The organism is Branchiibius hedensis, from assembly GCF_900108585.1.
Classification (GTDB): domain Bacteria; phylum Actinomycetota; class Actinomycetes; order Actinomycetales; family Dermatophilaceae; genus Branchiibius; species Branchiibius hedensis.
The window spans coordinates 3,562,015-3,577,341 of the sequence record NZ_UESZ01000001.1 but is presented as its reverse complement, the minus strand read 5'-3'; the positions used below and the strand labels follow the sequence as shown (position 1 = coordinate 3,577,341).

The following is a 15,327-nucleotide window of genomic DNA, read 5'->3' as shown; positions in this document are numbered from 1 at the left end:
GGTCGCCTGTCGGCCTCCAGGAGTCTAACAGGGGATTCCGGGCCCCACCTGCTGGTTCACCAAAGGTCACCTGAAGCTCACACGCATTGCCTTGCAATGATTGGGCGGTGACCCAGCCCCGCCTATCCCGCGCCGTCGTCCTGCTGATGGCCGTGGCAACGGGCATCTCGGTGGCCAACCTCTACTACTGCCAGCCGTTGCTGGAGTTGATCAGCGGCGACCTGGGGATCAGCGCCGCGAGCGCCGGCGCCTTGGTCACCATGACCCAGATCGGCTACGCCCTCGGCCTGCTCTTCGTGCTGCCGCTGGGGGACCTGATCGAGCGTCGCGGATTGATCGTCGGTCTGTCGCTGGCCTGCGTCGGCGCGCTGGTCCTGACCGCCACCGCCCAGAACGCGCCCTGGCTCTTCGCCGCCTCGATCCTGCTGGGTGTGCTCACCGTGGTCGCGCAGGTGCTCGTCCCGCTGGCGGCGACCCTGGCCGAACCGCAGGAGCAAGGCACCGTAGTCGGGATCGTGATGAGCGGACTGCTGCTGGGCATCCTGCTGGCCCGTACCGTCGCCGGCCTCCTGGCGGAAGTCGGCGGCTGGCGCAGCGTCTACTGGATCGCCGCAGTGGCCATGTTGGCGGTGACCCTGGCCCTGTGGCGCGGACTGCCGCAGTCCCGCCCGACCCAGCGATCGACGTACGGCGCCCTGATGCTCTCCATCGGCCACTTCATCCGCACCGAGCCGGTGCTGCGCCGCCGGATGGCGTACGGCGCACTGACGTTCTTCCAGTTCAGCGTCCTGTGGACGGCCCTGACCGGGTTGCTGGCCGGGGCGCCGTACCACTACTCCGAGGGCGTCATCGGCCTCTTCGGTCTGATCGGGGTGGCCGGGGCGCTCGCTGCGCAACTAGCCGGAAGGTACGCCGATCGCGGGCGGGCCCTGCGCCTGACCGTGATCTTCACCGGACTGCTGGTCGTTTCGTGGTTGGCGCTCGCGCTCGGCAAAGCATCCTTGGCGGCGCTGGTCGTGGGGATCGTGGTGCTGGACGCGGGTGTGCAGGGCATGCAGGTGACCAACCAGACCCAGATCTACGCGATCTCGCAGGAAGGTCGGGCGCGGGTCAATGCCGCCTACATGACCAGCTATTTCGCCGGCGGCGCGATCGGCTCACTGGTCTCGACCCGGGTCGCGGCCAGCGGCGGCTGGGTGGCTGTCTGCTGGCTCGGCGTCGCGGTGGCCGTGGCGCAATTGCTGCTGGTGGCCCTCGGTGAGCGGCTGCACCGCCGGGCCGATCAGAGCAGTCCGCTGCGCACCGCGTAGGCGGCAGCCGCTGCGCGGGAGCCGACCCCCAGGGCCTGGAAGATGTTCGCCACGTGCCGGTGCACGGTGTGCGGACTCAGCACCAGCGCGCGAGCGATCTGATCGTTGGACATGCCCTGCGCCAGAAGCTGCAGGACCTGCTGCTGACGGGCGGTGAGCGGAGAGGCGCCCGAGCCCGCGAGATGGCACGCACGCCGGTACCCCGGAGAGGTGGGCACAGCGACGAGCAATTCGGCGGCTCGCCGCGCCTGGTCGCGGGACGCCTCGAGGGAGCCGGTGGCCGCGTGGGCGCTGGCCAACTCCAGGCGGTAGTCCGCTTCGTCGAAGCGCAATCCGGCGCGGGCGGCGTGCCGCACCGCGTCGGTCCACCGATCGACTCGTTCGCGGCCATCGGTCACCCAGGCTGCCGCGGCCGCAGCTGCAGCGTGCAGGGAATCGGTGGGGACGGCCCCCGCGATGCTGCACAGTTCATCGGCGTACTTCGTGGCGTCCTGCTTCTGGTCCACCGCCATCGCCGTCGGGACCGCCACGGACAGCACCCGTGCGCGAGCCAGCTGTTGGTCGCTGGCCACCGTCGTCAGGAGCCGTGCGACCAGTTCCCAGGCTGGTTCGGGTTCACCGCGATCGAGCCGCAGCCGCGCCCGGGCGATGGTCGACTCGGTCTCGAACTCGGCCCGGGCCAGCAGCGCCTCCGCCTCGTCGTAGCGGCCCTGTCGACGGCGCAGTTCACCGAGTTGGGTCACGACATCCAGCCCCGAAATCCGGCGCGACTGGCTGGTCCGCTGCACCAGATCGGCCAGGACGTCCTCGGCTTCCGCGCATTGCCCCTGGGCCAGCAGCACCGACGCGTACTGGGTGCGGCAGGCAGTGAACAGCGGCGCCAGCTCCCGCCGGACGCTCAGATCGGTGACCCGATCGCACCACGACGCCGCCCGACTCAGATCTCCTGCGGCCTGGCAGGCCGAGATCAGCCAGCACAACGACTTACCGGTCCACATCAGATCGTCCAGGTCACCCGCGGTTGCTGCAGCCGCGGTGCCATCCAGCATCGCCATTCCTGCGTCGACGTCGCCGAGGTGAACCTTCGCCAAACCAGCGAGCGCCTGGCCCGCGAGGTCCAGGTCCGTCGCACCGGAATCCCGGCCGATCCGATGCGCCGCCTGCGCGTGCACCAGCCCCGCTCGCGGATCGTGCTCGGCGTTGAGGATCAGTTCGGCGCGGCGCAATTCGAGCCACCCGACCTCCACGGCGGCGGGCGTCTCCCGCAGCAGATCGTCGGCTCGGGCCAGCCAGCCCCGACCCACCGCGAGCCCGCGGCCGAAGAGGACTGAGTCGTAGCCGAGACTCGACGCGGCCCGAGCGGCCGCCCGCAGATCAGCGGCCTCGCGGTACCCCCGGTAGGCCGCCTCCCGCGCGCCGAGTGCGGCATCGGCGTCGTCCAACCACCAGGCGACCTGGGCCAACCCGTCGTAGGCGGCGGGATCGTCGGTGATCTCGATGACGGCAAGGAACGCCTCTCGCGCCTCGTGCCATCGACCGGCGCGGAGCGCGGACTCTGCTGCCGCGACAAGGTTGTCGACCACGACCCCGTCAGTCATGGTCGACAACCCGTCGGGGAAGCACGTGGGCCGCGTTAGACGCCGGCGCCGGCGGCCAGGGCTTTGACATCGGCGGTGCTGAGGGGGTTGCCGGCGATCCCCCAGTCCCCGCTGGCGACCTCGCGAACCACGCACCAGGTGACCGGACGCATGTTCTCGCCCTCCACCTGGACCATGGCCTCGGTGAGTCGGCCGATGATCTCCTGCTTCTGCTGCGGGGTGAAGACGTCCTGGATGACGCTGACTTCGATGAGTGGCATGACGGCGTTCCTTTCGTGGTGGTCGGCACCACCTCGGTGCCGGTATCCCCACCATCCACGTCGGCGACGAGGGTGCGCTTCGACATGGCGGGCCATCCTGAGCCAGGGGAACGCATGGCCCGTCCGGGCCACTCGAGGCCAGCATCCCGCTGGTGTGCGGTCGGCACAAGGCCGGCGCTCTCAGAGCACGATGTACTGCTTGCCGTCCAGGATCTCGCGGACCGCATCCAGATGTCCGGCGTGGTTGGCGGTTTCGACCAGCACGTGCACCATGATCGAGCGCAGGTCGGGCAAGGACATCCCGGCCCCAGCCCACCACTCCTCCGTGGTCGCCGGCGGGTCGTCCAGCGATCGGGCCGCGACGATCGCCTCGGAGTTGGCGATCGCTGCCCGGTAGTCGTCGATGACCCGTTGCGCGGGCTCGTCGGGGCCGACCTGCCACTCCGAGGTCTCGTCCTCGGGCCAGAAGTCCAGCGGACCTCCGGCGACGATCACCTCGAACCAGTACCGCTCGTCGGACAGCGTCAGGTGCCGGAGCAGCCCGAGGATGGACCAACCCGATGGCAGTACGGCGGCCCGCAACTGTTCGTCGCTCAGCCCCTCCACCTGGTCCAGGACGTGCCTGCGTTGGCCGGCCAATCGACGTACGAGAAGGTCTTTTTCACTCATCTGGCCGACGCTACCTGGGCGCTCCGACGTAGAGGGCTCACCGGGCCAACCCGAGGAACACCAGCAGAGCGCGCTCCACCTCGACGAGGTTCTCCGTGCTGAGCCGGCCGAGACGGTGGTGGACGTTGGTGCGACGCACTGTGGTGACCTTGTCGACCATCACCGCGCTGTCGCGCTCAAGGCCGGTCAGGTCGGTCGCAGAAACCAGGATGCGAAGGAGCGGTGCATCGATCAGGGTGGACGTGAGCGGGGCGACCGTCACCGAGTCGGTGGCGGCAAATACATCGTCCTGCAAGAGCAACGCTGGGCGCGGGTTTGCTGCGTAGACACCGCCCGCGACGGTCCACAACTCGCCGCGCTTCATTCCTCACCCCAGTCGGCCCCGACCTCCTCCAGGAAATCAAGCGTGTCGTCGGTCGGGTCAGACGCGACGAGGGCGGCCTGGCGGGCGGCTTCCTGGCCGAACTCGCGGGTGCGCACGTCGGGCACCCACATTTGCACCGGGCGGTAGCCGCGTTCTCGCATACGCCGCCGGTGCTCGCTCACCCGATCGCGAACCGCCATATCCCCATGTTACATGTAACGCGAGCCGGGCAACTCCTGCTGCCGGTCGGGTTCAGGCGGTGCCGCGCAGACGCCCGCGCATGAGGCGACGCGCGTGGGCCAGCCGCGGCCCGATGCACGGCCCGACCCATAGGTGCACGCCGCCCGCCACGCGGGTGACCCCGCCCTTCGCCAGGTGGCTGGCGGACAGGGCACCGCGCAGGGACTGCTCCTCCAGCGGCAGCGGGTGCTCGTCCGGATGGAAGCGGGACTTGATCGGGAAGTCGGTCTTGTCAGCGGCTAGTTCGTTGTGGCCGCCGAGGATTCGGGTGATGTCATGGCTCCGGGTCAACGTCGCCATCCGGGCGAAGGTGTCCTGCAAGGCCACGAGATCCTGCACATAGATCCGACCCGGATAGAGCGTGTCGCCGGACAACATGATCTGCCGCGAGGGGTCGACCACCACGATCGAGCGCTTGTCGTGCCCGGGAGCGCCCGTGATGAGTAACGGCCGGTCGCCGAGGTCGAATTCGACCACCTCAGAGGGCCATTCGGCGAAACCGAAGAACTCCTGTACGCCCTCCGCGTCGATGGGCACGATGCGGGTGCGCGGCCGATCGGTGAACTGCTGGTCGCCGCGGCGGTGATCGTAATGACCGTGACTGTGCGCGACGACGAGGTCGACATCCCGCTCGGCCAGCAGGTGATCGACGGTCGCCCGTAACGGGCAGTCGGCCGGGTCCTTGGAGTCGCCGGTGTCCAACAGCAACGCCCGACGGCTGCCGATGAGCAAGTACATGAATGGCGCTTCAGCAGTGACCGACATCGACTGACGCAGCACATAGGTGTCCGCGTCGACGCGGCGCACCTGCAGCAGCGGACCGCCGGGCTCGCCGCGCCGATGGCCGTGGATCCACGGCGCCTCCAACGGCTCGTCGTCGAAGAGCACCTGCTCCAGGCTCACAACCGGCGGTCCTGCAGCACCGGGAAGTCCGACCGGATCTTCGCCACCTCGTCCAGCGATATCTCCACCGACAGGACCTCCTCCTCCAACCCCGCTTCGGCGAGGACCTCACCGGAGGCGGAGATCACCGCACTGTGCCCGCCCATCGCCGAATTGGCGTGTGTGCCAGCGGTGTTGCACGCGATCACGAGACACTGGTCCTCGATGGCCCGAGCCCGCAGCAGCGCGCTCCAGTGCGAAACGCGCGCCAGTGGCCAGGCGGCCGGGACCAGGAAAACCGTTGCCCCGGCGTCGAGTTGGGCCCGGTAGAGCTCCGGGAACCGCAGGTCATAACACGTCGACAACCCCGCAACAGCGCCCAGCACAGGGAGAGTCACGACCGACGACCCCGCCTCCATCAGCGATGGCTCGCCGACTGCGAAACCGAACCGATGGATCTTGCGGTAGTACGCCAGCAGCGATCCCGTCGGCCCGAACACCAGCGAGGTGTTCCACAGGTCCTTGCCCTCCGGCCCCATCGGACCGCGTTCCACGATGGACCCACCGTGCAGCACACAACCCAACGACGCCGCGAGCGCCGAAAATTGTTGGGCGACAGGACCATCCAGGGGCTGCGCATAGTCGGGCCATTGCCGGTAACTGAACCCACCGGCGTACCACAACTCGGGCAGGATGATCAGGTCGTGACCCTCGAGCGAGGTGACCAGTGACGTCACGCGCTCGAGACGGTCCGGCGGCGACTCGGCGTCGTCGTACGCCAACTGGACCACCGCAACGCGCGTCATCGGTCCCCCTTGGAACGGGCCGCGAGCATGTCGTTGTACGCGTTCAACTCGGCGTCACCGTCCCGCTCCGCCTGCCGCTCGGCCCGGCGCGCGTCGGCGCCGTCCTTGCGCGCCCACTCCATCGCGATCAACAAGGCCATCATCAAGGTTGGCAGTTCGCCCACACCCCAGGCAATGGTGCCGCCGCGCTGCTGGTCGTCCAGCGGGTCGGTGACCCAGGACAGGTGCAGCACCGAGAACACGTCCGGCGCCAGCAACGTGGTCCCGGTCATCAGTGCCACCCCGAAGAAGGCGTGGAAGGCCACGGCCACCAGCAGCACCAGGAGACGAGCGGGCGGCGACCAGCGGCGAGGTCCGGGGTCGATGCCGGTGAACGCCCAGGCGAACAGGTAGCCGACCAGCACGAAGTGCACGACCATCAGCACGTGGCCGGTGTGCGTGCGCAGCGACAGTTCGAACCACGGCGTGTAGTAGAAAGCGATCAACGTGCTGATGAACAGCAGCGCCGCCACGATCGGGTTCGCGAAGAAGCCGACGTAGCGCGAGTGCACGATTGCCAGGATCAGCTCGCGTGGGCCCAGCGTGCGATCCGGCCGTTTGGGTAGCGCCCGCAACGCGAGCGTCACGACCGCACCCTGCACCATGAAGACCGGTGCCAGCATCGAGATCGCCATGTGCTGCAGCATGTGCGCGGAGAACATCACCCGCCCGTAGACCGCTGGGGGCCCGCTGACGAAGAAGATGAACAGCAACCAACCGATCACCCAGCTGATCGTGCGCAGCACCGACCAGTGGTCACCGCGACGGTGCAACCGCCACATCCACACCAGGTAGACGCCGATCGCGATGATGGCCAGCGGGGTGAAGAGCCAGTCGAAGCGCCACTGGGTGAACCAGTTCGCGGCGGTGGGAGCGGGCGGCGCCGGGTAACCGGTGATCGAGGTGACCGTGTCGGCGTTCTCGACGGTGCCCGAGGGCGGGGCGGAGCGGGCCAGCGCGTTGCCCAGCCCGAACGCCGCTGCCATCGCGAGGACTTCGATCGCAGCGAGCCGGGCGAAGAGACCCGCCGTGGGCTCATCCAGCCGGGCCACGACCCGCTGGCGCTGCAGATAGCCCAACACGCCGAGACCGGCCAGCAGGGCCGCCTTGAGGATCAACTCGACGCCGTACGCCGTGCCAAGACTCGACCACGAACCCAACCGGTTGACCGCCAGCACCACACCCGAGATGCCGACGATGACGTAGCACCAGGTCGCGATCTTGGAGAAGCGCGCCACGACGTCGGAGGCGGATTTGCCCAGTCGCGACCACACCAGCCCGAGCGCGAACAGGCCACCTGCCCACAATGCCGCCGAAACGATATGTCCGGCAAGGGAGTTCACACCGGTCTCATGGTCGTTGCTGGTCGCAGAGTGACCGACCAGCGCCAACGGCAGGATGGCGAAGCCGGTGATGAAGAACAGCCACGCCTGCCCGTTGCGGCCCGGCCGCAGCCACGCGCACACCGCCACGCCCAGCGCGATCAGGGCGCTGATCGCGGGTGCCCGCAGCACTTCCAGTTGCCAGGTCGTCGTCCAGGCACTCGCCAGCAGACCGGACGTGCCGAGCGGAACCCCGGCCACATCGGCGTACGCGAAGACGATGCCGACCACGGCGACCAGGAACCAGACGGTTGCCGACCAGGCACCCACGCGTGCCAGGAACCGACGCCGCTGGGAGGTGGCGCTCTCGGGCACCAGGAGGCCGCCGAGCAGGAAGGCCCCGAAGGTCACCGCGAGCGCGCCGTCCTGCACCGCATGCAGCAGCGGCAGCCCCCAGCGCACCACGGCGCCCGGATCCCCCAACTCCAGCGGCGCGGCACCCCCGGCGTACGCCAGGGCGATCGCCGTCACCGCGAGCAGGACACCCAGAGCGAGTGCGGGTACGCCGATCCGCCAGGTGCTGCGCTGCGAACCGGCCATGCACCCAGGGTAAGGACCGCGGCGACGGCGGTTCACCCGCACGTCCCCTCCGCGTCACTTTGCCTGCCTATTGTTCCCCCGCCCCGCCGTGGATCCGCCACGGCGGACCCTGAAAGGAACCTCCATGCGCGTTGCTTTCTCCACCCGCTCCCGGCGGCTGCTGGCGGGGACCAGCCTGCTGGCCACCGGGCTGCTGTTCACCAGCACCGGACTGGCCGCCGCCGGCACCTACCCCAGCGACACCAAACCGGACATCCTGCCGGCCCTGTCCGGCTTCAACACGCTGTGGCAGTCCAGCGGGGTCAACGACCTGCACGGCACCGTGCTGGACAGCCGGACCCTGCAATGGAACGACCGCCTGGCCAGTTGGATCAACCAGAACGCCACCAAGAGCCAGCAGTTCCGGGCCCTGCAGAACGCGGCGTACCTGAACTCCGACGGCACCGGCTACGACCAGTCGCTCACGATCGCCGACGGCCTGGGCAGTTCCCTCGGCGCGTTCTACGTGAAGGGCCGCGAGACCGGCGCGCTGCCACTGGCCAGCGCGCTGATCAACTCCTCGACCGGGACGACGGGTGCCTACATCTCCACCGGTACGGCGAAGGCCACCTTCTCCTACCCGCGCCCCTACCTGCCGGGTTCCGCGAGCGCCCCTGCAGCCACGGGCGACGCAGCCGGCTGTGCCCCCAGCGTGGTGAACGCTTCCTCGCTGTCGGCCATCCGAGCGGGCAAACCGTGGTCGGACGGTGCCGGTGGTTTGAAGATCACCCGCGTGCCGGCGACGGTCGACACGACCCACGAGTTCGCGACGAGCGACGTCAGTCTTGACGCGGCGTACGGGCAACCGGGCATCTGCACCGGCGGGGCCTTCCCCAGCGGCCACACGACCACGGCGTACGAGGCGGGCATCACCCTGGCGACCCTGCTACCGCAGTTGGCGCCGTCAATCCTGGCACGGGCCTCGGAGGCGGGTAACAACCGGATCGTGCTGGGTGTGCACTACCCGCTGGACATCATCGGTGGTCGCATCAACGGTGAGATCGCGCTGTCCGCGCGCTGGGGCGACCCGGCGTTCCGAGCCGGCGTGCTGCAGCCCGCTCAGGCAGAACTCACCCAGTATCTGACGGCACAGTGCCAGTCGGTGTTGCACATCAACACCCTGGCCAAGTGCATCGCCGCTGACCAGCCGTACACCGACAATCCCTACGGCGGCAAGCGCATCCCCGGCGGCTCCGCGCAGATCGTGACCAATCGCCGCTCCGCGCTGTCGGTCTACACCGAGCGCCTCAACTACGGTTTCGCGCCGACGACGTCGTGGTGCCAGTGGGCGTCGGTGCCCACGGGAGCCGAAAGCCTGCTGCTGTCGAGCTTCCCCACGCTGACCGACAGCCAGCGGCGGCAGATCCTCGCCCAGACCGAGGGGTTCGCCGGTAATCCGCTGGACACCACCGCAGCGCACAACGACGACTCCGCGGTTCCGGCGTCCTGGCAACGGCTCAACCTCGCCGCGGCGATGTCCGCGACGGTGAAGAAGCTGCCGGGTGGCAACGTCCTGGTCCTGTGGACCGGCGGTCAACCGACGGTCTTCTGATCGCACGTCGAGACGCCCGCTGCTGGTTGGCGGGCGTTTCGACGTCTCCCGTCGTTCCACCACCCGGGATGGAACGGACCACCCCGCCGTCTCAGTATGTTGGAGGTCATGCCGACGAATCCCCCGCCGCCGACTGACCTGCCCGGCTTGATCGAGGCCTACGCCTCCACCGGGCAGGCGATCCTCGACATCGGGGCCATGTGCAAGGCCGATGAGTTCGACAAACCGACCCAGTGCCCGGGTTGGACCGTGAAGGACCAGATCTCGCACATCGTGGCCCTGGAGAACCTCGTCGCCGGTGGCGTCGAGGAGGAGGTCGAAGTCCCTGATTACCCCTGGGTGACCTCCGACACGAAGCGTTTCATGGAGCGTGGCGTCGAGGCCCGGCGTAAGAAGTCCGGCCACGATGTCGTGGAGGAATGGAAGCGGCTCTACGCCAAACGGATGCGTCAGCTGCGGGACACCACCGTGGACCCCGACGCCGAAGTGATGGGTCCGCTCGGGCCACGCCCGCTGCGGGTGCTGCTCGAGGGACGGATCGCCGACATGTGGGTGCACGAGCAGGATCTGCGCCAGGCCGTGAACTGGCCGGGCAACCTGGACTCCGGCGGGGCGGCGATCTTCAGCACCTGGGTGCTGGACGCGTTCCCCAAGAATCTCGCCCGCCGCGCCGAGGTGCCGGTAGGAACGTCGGTGATCCTGGACGTGTCCGGGCCCGTGCTGGCCCGCGAGGGGGTTCGCGTCGTACCGGGCGAGGGCGACAAACCGTTCGGCGAGCGCCTCTTCTCCGGCACCACGCACGTGGACGACGTCGACCAGGTGACCGGCGAGATCATCCCGCTGCCACCTGGCACGACCGTGTCCATCCAGTTGTCGACGTCCGCGCTGACCCGTCGGGGCGCCGGCCGGGTCCCCACCGACCAATTGAGGTACGGCGTGCAGGGCGATGAGGAGATCGCGCGCCGAGCGCTGGACGCCCTGACGATCACTCCGTGACGCGGACCACCCAACCGATTAGACGGAGGCAGCCGCCGGTTCTAAACTCATCGGGTGTCAATGAAGTCTGAGAGCGCCGCCCCCGCAGATCACGGATCACCCGCCCACATCAAGGCCATCCTCGCCGGCCTGATGCTCGGTATGTTCCTGGGGGCGCTCGATCAGACGATCGTCGCCACCGCCATCCGGACGATCGCCGATGACCTGAACGGTCTGTCCGCGCAGGCCTGGGTGACCACGGCCTACCTGATCACCTCGACGATCACGACCCCGATCTACGGCAAGCTCGGCGACCTCTACGGCCGCAAGAAGCTCTTCCTCTTCGCGATCACGATCTTCATCCTGGGCTCGTTCCTGTGCGCGTTCGCCCAGTCGATGTACATGCTGGCCGCGTTCCGCGCCTTCCAGGGCCTCGGCGCCGGTGGTCTGTTCACGCTGGTGTTGGCCATCATCGGCGACCTGGTGCCGCCGCGGGAGCGCGCCAAGTACACCGGGTACTTCATGGCCACCTTCGCCACGTCCTCGGTGCTCGGGCCCGTCATCGGTGGTCTGTTCGCCGGCGCTCCCACTATCCTGGGTCTGACCGGATGGCGCTGGGTCTTCATGGTCAACGTCCCGATCGGCATCTTCGCCCTGGTGGTCATCTCACGGACGCTGCAGATTCCCGCCTTCCGCCGCGAAGCGCGCATCGACTGGTGGGGTGCCATCACCCTGGTGATCGGTCTCGTGCCGTTGCTGACGGTGGCGGAGCAGGGCCGCGAATGGGGATGGGGCTCGGGCAAGTCGCTCACGGCGTACGCCATCGGCATCCTCGGCTTGGCCGCGTTCGTCTTCGCCGAGTGGAAGATGGCTGACGACGCACTGATCCCGTTGCGGCTGTTCAAGATTCGCGCCGCGTCGGTCACCATCGTGGCCAGCGTGATCGTCGGTATGGCAATGTTCGGCGGCATCACCGTGTTGCCGCTGTACCTGCAGATCGTGCACGGCGCCTCGCCGATGGTGTCCGGCTTCGAGATGCTGCCGATGGTCGCCGGCATGATGATCGCTGCGATCACCTCCGGTCAGTTGACCGCGCGCACCGGGCGGGTGCGACCGTTCCCGATCATTGGCACCGCGATCGCGGCGATCGGCCTGTTCCTGCTGCACTGGATCTCTGCCGACAGCCACCTGTGGCTGGTGATGATCTTCATGTTCATCGTCGGAATCGGCATCGGTAACTGTATGCAGCCGCTGACGATCATCGTGCAGAACGCGGTCCCGCCCCAGGAGATCGGCGTTGCCACCAGCGCCGCGACGTTCTTCCGGCAGGTCGGCGGCACGATGGGTGTGGCGATCTTCCTGTCGATCCTCTTCAGCACGGTGGGCGACAAGATCGCGGACGCCTTCAAGGTGGCCGCACCCGGTATTCAGCAGGCCGTCAAGGCCGACCCGTCGATCCTGGACAACCCGTTGAACAAGGCAGTCGTCGAGGGTGACCAGAGCGTCCTGGCGCAGGTGCAGAACAACTCGGCCATCATCAACAAGATGGCCGACGTCATCGCGCACCCGTTCAAGGTCGGCTTCTCCGACTCGATCGACCTGATCTTCCTGTGCGCCGCGTGCGTCATGGTGCTGGGCTTCCTGGTGACGCTGCTGATGCCGAAAGTCACGTTGCGCTCGCAGTCCCCGGCCCAGGAGGCCGCCGCTGCTGCCGAAGCCCTCGGCTGAGTCAGTCCTTCACCTTCGTCTCGGACCGGTCGCCGGACCAGTCCACGTGGAAGGTGCCCGGCTTGTCGGTGCGCTGGTAGGTGTGCGCGCCGAAGTAGTCGCGCTGAGCCTGGATCAAACTGGCCGGCAACCGCTCCGACCCGAGTGCGTCGTAATAGGCCAGGGCTGAGGAGAAGCCGGGGGCGGGTACGCCGCTCGCAGCCGCTATCCCGACGATCCGCCGCCAGGCCGCCTGCCCTTGGGCGACAGCGTCGGCGAAGTAGGAGTCGGCCAGCAGCGAGACCAGTTGCGGGTCGCGGTCATAGGCCTGGGTGATCCGGTTGAGGAACCGCGCCCGGATGATGCAGCCGCCGCGCCAGATCTTGGCGATCGCGCCGCGGTCGATGTCCCAGTCGTACTGCGCCGCGCCTGCTGAGATCAGGTCGAACCCCTGCGCATAGGCGACCACCTTGGAGGAATACAACGCTGCCCGTACGTCGTCCGCGAAGCTGTCCGGGACGCTCACCTTCTCGGGGCGCTGGGTGATGGTCTTGCGAACGGCGTCCCGCTGCTCACCCTTGTCGGACACGGCGCGGGCGAAGACGGCCTCACCGATCCCCGACACGGGGATGCCCAGTCCAACGGCGTTCTGCGCGGTCCACACGCCGGTGCCTTTGGATCCGGCGTGGTCGAGGATCTTGTCGACCAGCGGGCCGTCGCCGTCGGGGTCCTGCTGGGTGAGGATGTCGGCGGTGATCTCGATCAAGTAGGACTCGAGGTCGCCTTCGTTCCAGGTTTTGAAGACCTCGGCGATCTGCGGGACGGACAATCCGCCAGCCCGCCGCAGCAAGTCGTAGGACTCGGCGATCAGTTGCATATCGGCGTACTCGATGCCGTTGTGCACCATTTTCACGAAGTGCCCGGCGCCGTCGTGTCCGACGTGCGTGACGCACGGTTCGCCCTCGGCGACGGCGGCGATCGAGCGCAGAATCGGCCCGAGGGTCTCCCAGGATTCGTCGGACCCGCCGGGCATGATCGAGGGTCCGTGCAACGCCCCTTCCTCGCCGCCGGAGATCCCGGTGCCGACGAAATGAAGTCCCTTCTCCCGCAGGGCCTTTTCCCGCGTGATCGTGTCCTGGAAGTTGGAGTTGCCACCGTCGACGATGATGTCGCCGGGCTCCATGAGGCCGGCGAGTTCCTCGATCACCGCATCGGTGCCGGCGCCGGCCTGGACCATGATGATCGCCGTGCGGGGCTTGGTGAGGGAGTCGACGAAGTCCTCGATCTTCTCCGACTCCACGAAGCCGAGGTCGCCGTGCTGCGCGATCAGCTTCTGCGTCTTGGCGTAGGTGCGGTTGTACACGGCGACCGTGTTCCCCTCACGGGAGGCAAGGTTGCGGGCCAGGTTCGAGCCCATCACGGCCATGCCGACCACACCGATGTTCGCCGTACCGGTCTTGTTGCTCATCGCAGTCACTTCCCGGCCGGGCGCGGGCGACCCGGACCTGCCGCCAGCGTAGGCAGCAGGTCCGGGTTGAGCACCCCGATGGGGGTCACCCCCAGACGAGTGCCTTGCCCGGGTCCTGCACCAGCGCCGCAAGGTCGGCCAGGAACTTCGATCCGAGCTCGCCGTCGATGAGCCGGTGGTCGAAGGAGCAGCCGAGTTGGGTGACCCAGCGTGGTTCGATCCGCTCGGTCCCGTCGTCGCCGGTGACCACCCACGGCATCCGCCGGATCGCACCGAGGCAGACGATCGCCGACTCACCCGGGTTGATGATCGGGGTGCCGCTGTCGATCCCGAAGACGCCCACGTTGGTGATGGTGATCGTGCCACCGGCCTGGTCGCGCGGTTGCGTCTTGCCCGCGCGGGCGGTGTCGACGAGTTCGCCCAGTGCAGCGCCGAGTTCGCGCATCGTCATCCGGTCGGCGTCCTTGATGTTGGGCACGATCAGACCGCGAGGCGTCGCGGCCGCGATGCCGAGGTTGACGTAGTGCTTGGTGACGATCTCCTGCGCAGCTTCGTCCCAGAACGCGTTCATCCCCGGGTTGCGACGGACCGCGATGCACAGCGCCTTCGCGATCACCAGCAATGGGCTGACCCGCACACCCTGGAACTCGCGGTCGCTGCTCAACCGGTCGACCAACTCCATGGTCGCGGTGGCATCGACGGTGACGAACTCGGTGACGTGCGGCGCAGTGAAGGCCGAGGTCACCATCGCTTCGGCCGTCACCTTGCGGACGCCCTTGACCGGGACCCTGGTCTCCCGCTCCCCTGCCGGTGCGGTGGTGGGCGTCACCGTGCCGCGCGCAGGGCCGCCGATGAGCGCCCGGACGTCCTCGTCGGTGACGATCCCGCCCTCACCTGATGCCGGTACGTCGTGCAGATCGATCCCGTGCTCCTTGGCCAGTCCGCGGGTGGCCGGCTTGGCCAGCACCGGTCCGGCAGCACTCTCGCCGCCACTTTTGAAGCGCACCTCACCCGCCGGGGCCGCCGATGCGTGAGTTGCGCTGCGAAAGTCGGGGGTAGCGCGGGGTCGACGGGCTGTGGCCGCCGCTGGCGCGCCGTAACCCACGAGGTTGGGCCCACTGCCGTCCTCGACAGCAGTCGTCGGCGGGTCCGGTTCGAACGCGGCGGCGACCTGCTCGGAGACCACCGCAGGTTCGGGGGCAGCAGCCGGGGTCGCAGGACCAGGGTCTTCCGAGACCACCCCGTCGTTCACCTCGACGGCGATGATCGGCGTACCCACATCGACGGTGTCGCCCTCGGCGACCAGCAACTGCGTGATCGTGCCCTCCCACGGGATCGGCAACTCGACCAGCGACTTGGCGGTCTCGATCTCGACCACGACGTCGTTGACCTTGACGGTGTCGCCGACCTGCACCTTCCAGGTCGCGATCTCCGCATCGGGCAGCCCCTCACCGGGGTCGGGCAGCGTGAACTGCTGAATAGACATCCCAAGAACC

Annotated in this window: 14 protein-coding genes; 4 read left to right on the top strand and 10 right to left on the bottom strand. The window is 68.3% G+C overall.

The features are described from left to right. The first annotated feature begins 107 nt into the window (after nucleotides 1-107). Nucleotides 108-1,310: an MFS transporter gene (locus DR843_RS17390; protein ID WP_146202620.1), complete on the top strand. Its 1,203-nt coding sequence runs from the start codon at nucleotides 108-110 to the stop codon at nucleotides 1,308-1,310. On the opposite strand, the gene DR843_RS17385 is transcribed toward DR843_RS17390, so the two are convergent. The 8 genes from DR843_RS17385 to DR843_RS17350 form a co-directional block, all read right to left on the bottom strand. Continuing rightward, entirely contained in the window at nucleotides 1,283-2,908 is a 1,626-nt protein-coding gene (locus tag DR843_RS17385; protein WP_109687863.1) for a LuxR family transcriptional regulator, read from the bottom strand. The genes DR843_RS17390 and DR843_RS17385 overlap by 28 nt on opposite strands. 35 nt (nucleotides 2,909-2,943) lie before the next feature. Further along, nucleotides 2,944-3,168: a tautomerase family protein gene (locus DR843_RS17380; RefSeq protein ID WP_109687861.1), complete on the bottom strand. Its 225-nt coding sequence runs from the start codon at nucleotides 3,166-3,168 to the stop codon at nucleotides 2,944-2,946. 180 nt (nucleotides 3,169-3,348) lie between these two features. Continuing rightward, the gene (locus DR843_RS17375) at nucleotides 3,349-3,837 is read right to left on the bottom strand and encodes a DinB family protein (protein WP_109687859.1); all 489 of its coding nucleotides are present in this window, start codon (nucleotides 3,835-3,837) and stop codon (nucleotides 3,349-3,351) included. 37 nt (nucleotides 3,838-3,874) lie between these two features. Then, complete coding sequence (locus DR843_RS17370) at nucleotides 3,875-4,201, bottom strand: type II toxin-antitoxin system PemK/MazF family toxin (RefSeq protein WP_109687856.1); 327 nt, start codon at nucleotides 4,199-4,201, stop codon at nucleotides 3,875-3,877. Further along, complete coding sequence (locus tag DR843_RS17365; RefSeq protein ID WP_109687854.1) at nucleotides 4,198-4,401, bottom strand: antitoxin MazE-like protein; 204 nt, start codon at nucleotides 4,399-4,401, stop codon at nucleotides 4,198-4,200. Before DR843_RS17365 ends, DR843_RS17370 begins: the two co-directional genes overlap by 4 nt. A gap of 52 nt (nucleotides 4,402-4,453) precedes the next feature. Further along, nucleotides 4,454-5,344 carry an MBL fold metallo-hydrolase gene (locus DR843_RS17360; RefSeq protein ID WP_109687853.1) on the bottom strand — a complete coding sequence of 297 codons (891 nt, stop codon included), beginning with the start codon at nucleotides 5,342-5,344 and terminating at the stop codon, nucleotides 4,454-4,456. Beyond that, a complete protein-coding gene (locus tag DR843_RS17355; protein ID WP_109687851.1) occupies nucleotides 5,341-6,129 on the bottom strand; it encodes a carbon-nitrogen family hydrolase in 789 nt (262 codons plus the stop codon). The genes DR843_RS17360 and DR843_RS17355 overlap by 4 nt, the downstream gene beginning before the upstream one ends. Then, entirely contained in the window at nucleotides 6,126-8,090 is a 1,965-nt protein-coding gene (locus DR843_RS17350) for a bifunctional copper resistance protein CopD/cytochrome c oxidase assembly protein (RefSeq protein WP_109687849.1), read from the bottom strand. The genes DR843_RS17355 and DR843_RS17350 overlap by 4 nt, the downstream gene beginning before the upstream one ends. Nucleotides 8,091-8,214: 124 nt before the next feature. Here DR843_RS17350 and DR843_RS17345 point away from each other — a divergent pair, with 124 nt between their 5' ends. The 3 genes from DR843_RS17345 to DR843_RS17335 all read left to right on the top strand — a co-directional run bounded on the left by DR843_RS17345 (nucleotide 8,215) and on the right by DR843_RS17335 (nucleotide 12,384). Beyond that, nucleotides 8,215-9,681 carry a phosphatase PAP2 family protein gene (locus DR843_RS17345; protein ID WP_109687847.1) on the top strand — a complete coding sequence of 489 codons (1,467 nt, stop codon included), beginning with the start codon at nucleotides 8,215-8,217 and terminating at the stop codon, nucleotides 9,679-9,681. A 108-nt stretch (nucleotides 9,682-9,789) separates the two neighbouring features. Further along, nucleotides 9,790-10,677, top strand: a complete 888-nt coding sequence (locus DR843_RS17340) for a maleylpyruvate isomerase family mycothiol-dependent enzyme (RefSeq protein ID WP_109689141.1) — start codon at nucleotides 9,790-9,792, stop codon at nucleotides 10,675-10,677. Nucleotides 10,678-10,737: 60 nt separating this feature from the next. Beyond that, entirely contained in the window at nucleotides 10,738-12,384 is a 1,647-nt protein-coding gene (locus tag DR843_RS17335) for an MDR family MFS transporter (RefSeq protein ID WP_109687845.1), read from the top strand. Nucleotide 12,385: 1 nt separating this feature from the next. Here the strand turns inward: DR843_RS17335 and gndA are convergent, their stop codons facing one another. Further along, a complete protein-coding gene (gene gndA, locus DR843_RS17330; protein ID WP_109687844.1) occupies nucleotides 12,386-13,831 on the bottom strand; it encodes an NADP-dependent phosphogluconate dehydrogenase in 1,446 nt (481 codons plus the stop codon). A gap of 85 nt (nucleotides 13,832-13,916) precedes the next feature. Then, nucleotides 13,917-15,317: a dihydrolipoamide acetyltransferase family protein gene (locus DR843_RS17325; protein WP_109687842.1), complete on the bottom strand. Its 1,401-nt coding sequence runs from the start codon at nucleotides 15,315-15,317 to the stop codon at nucleotides 13,917-13,919. Between the last annotated feature and the right edge of the window lie 10 nt (nucleotides 15,318-15,327).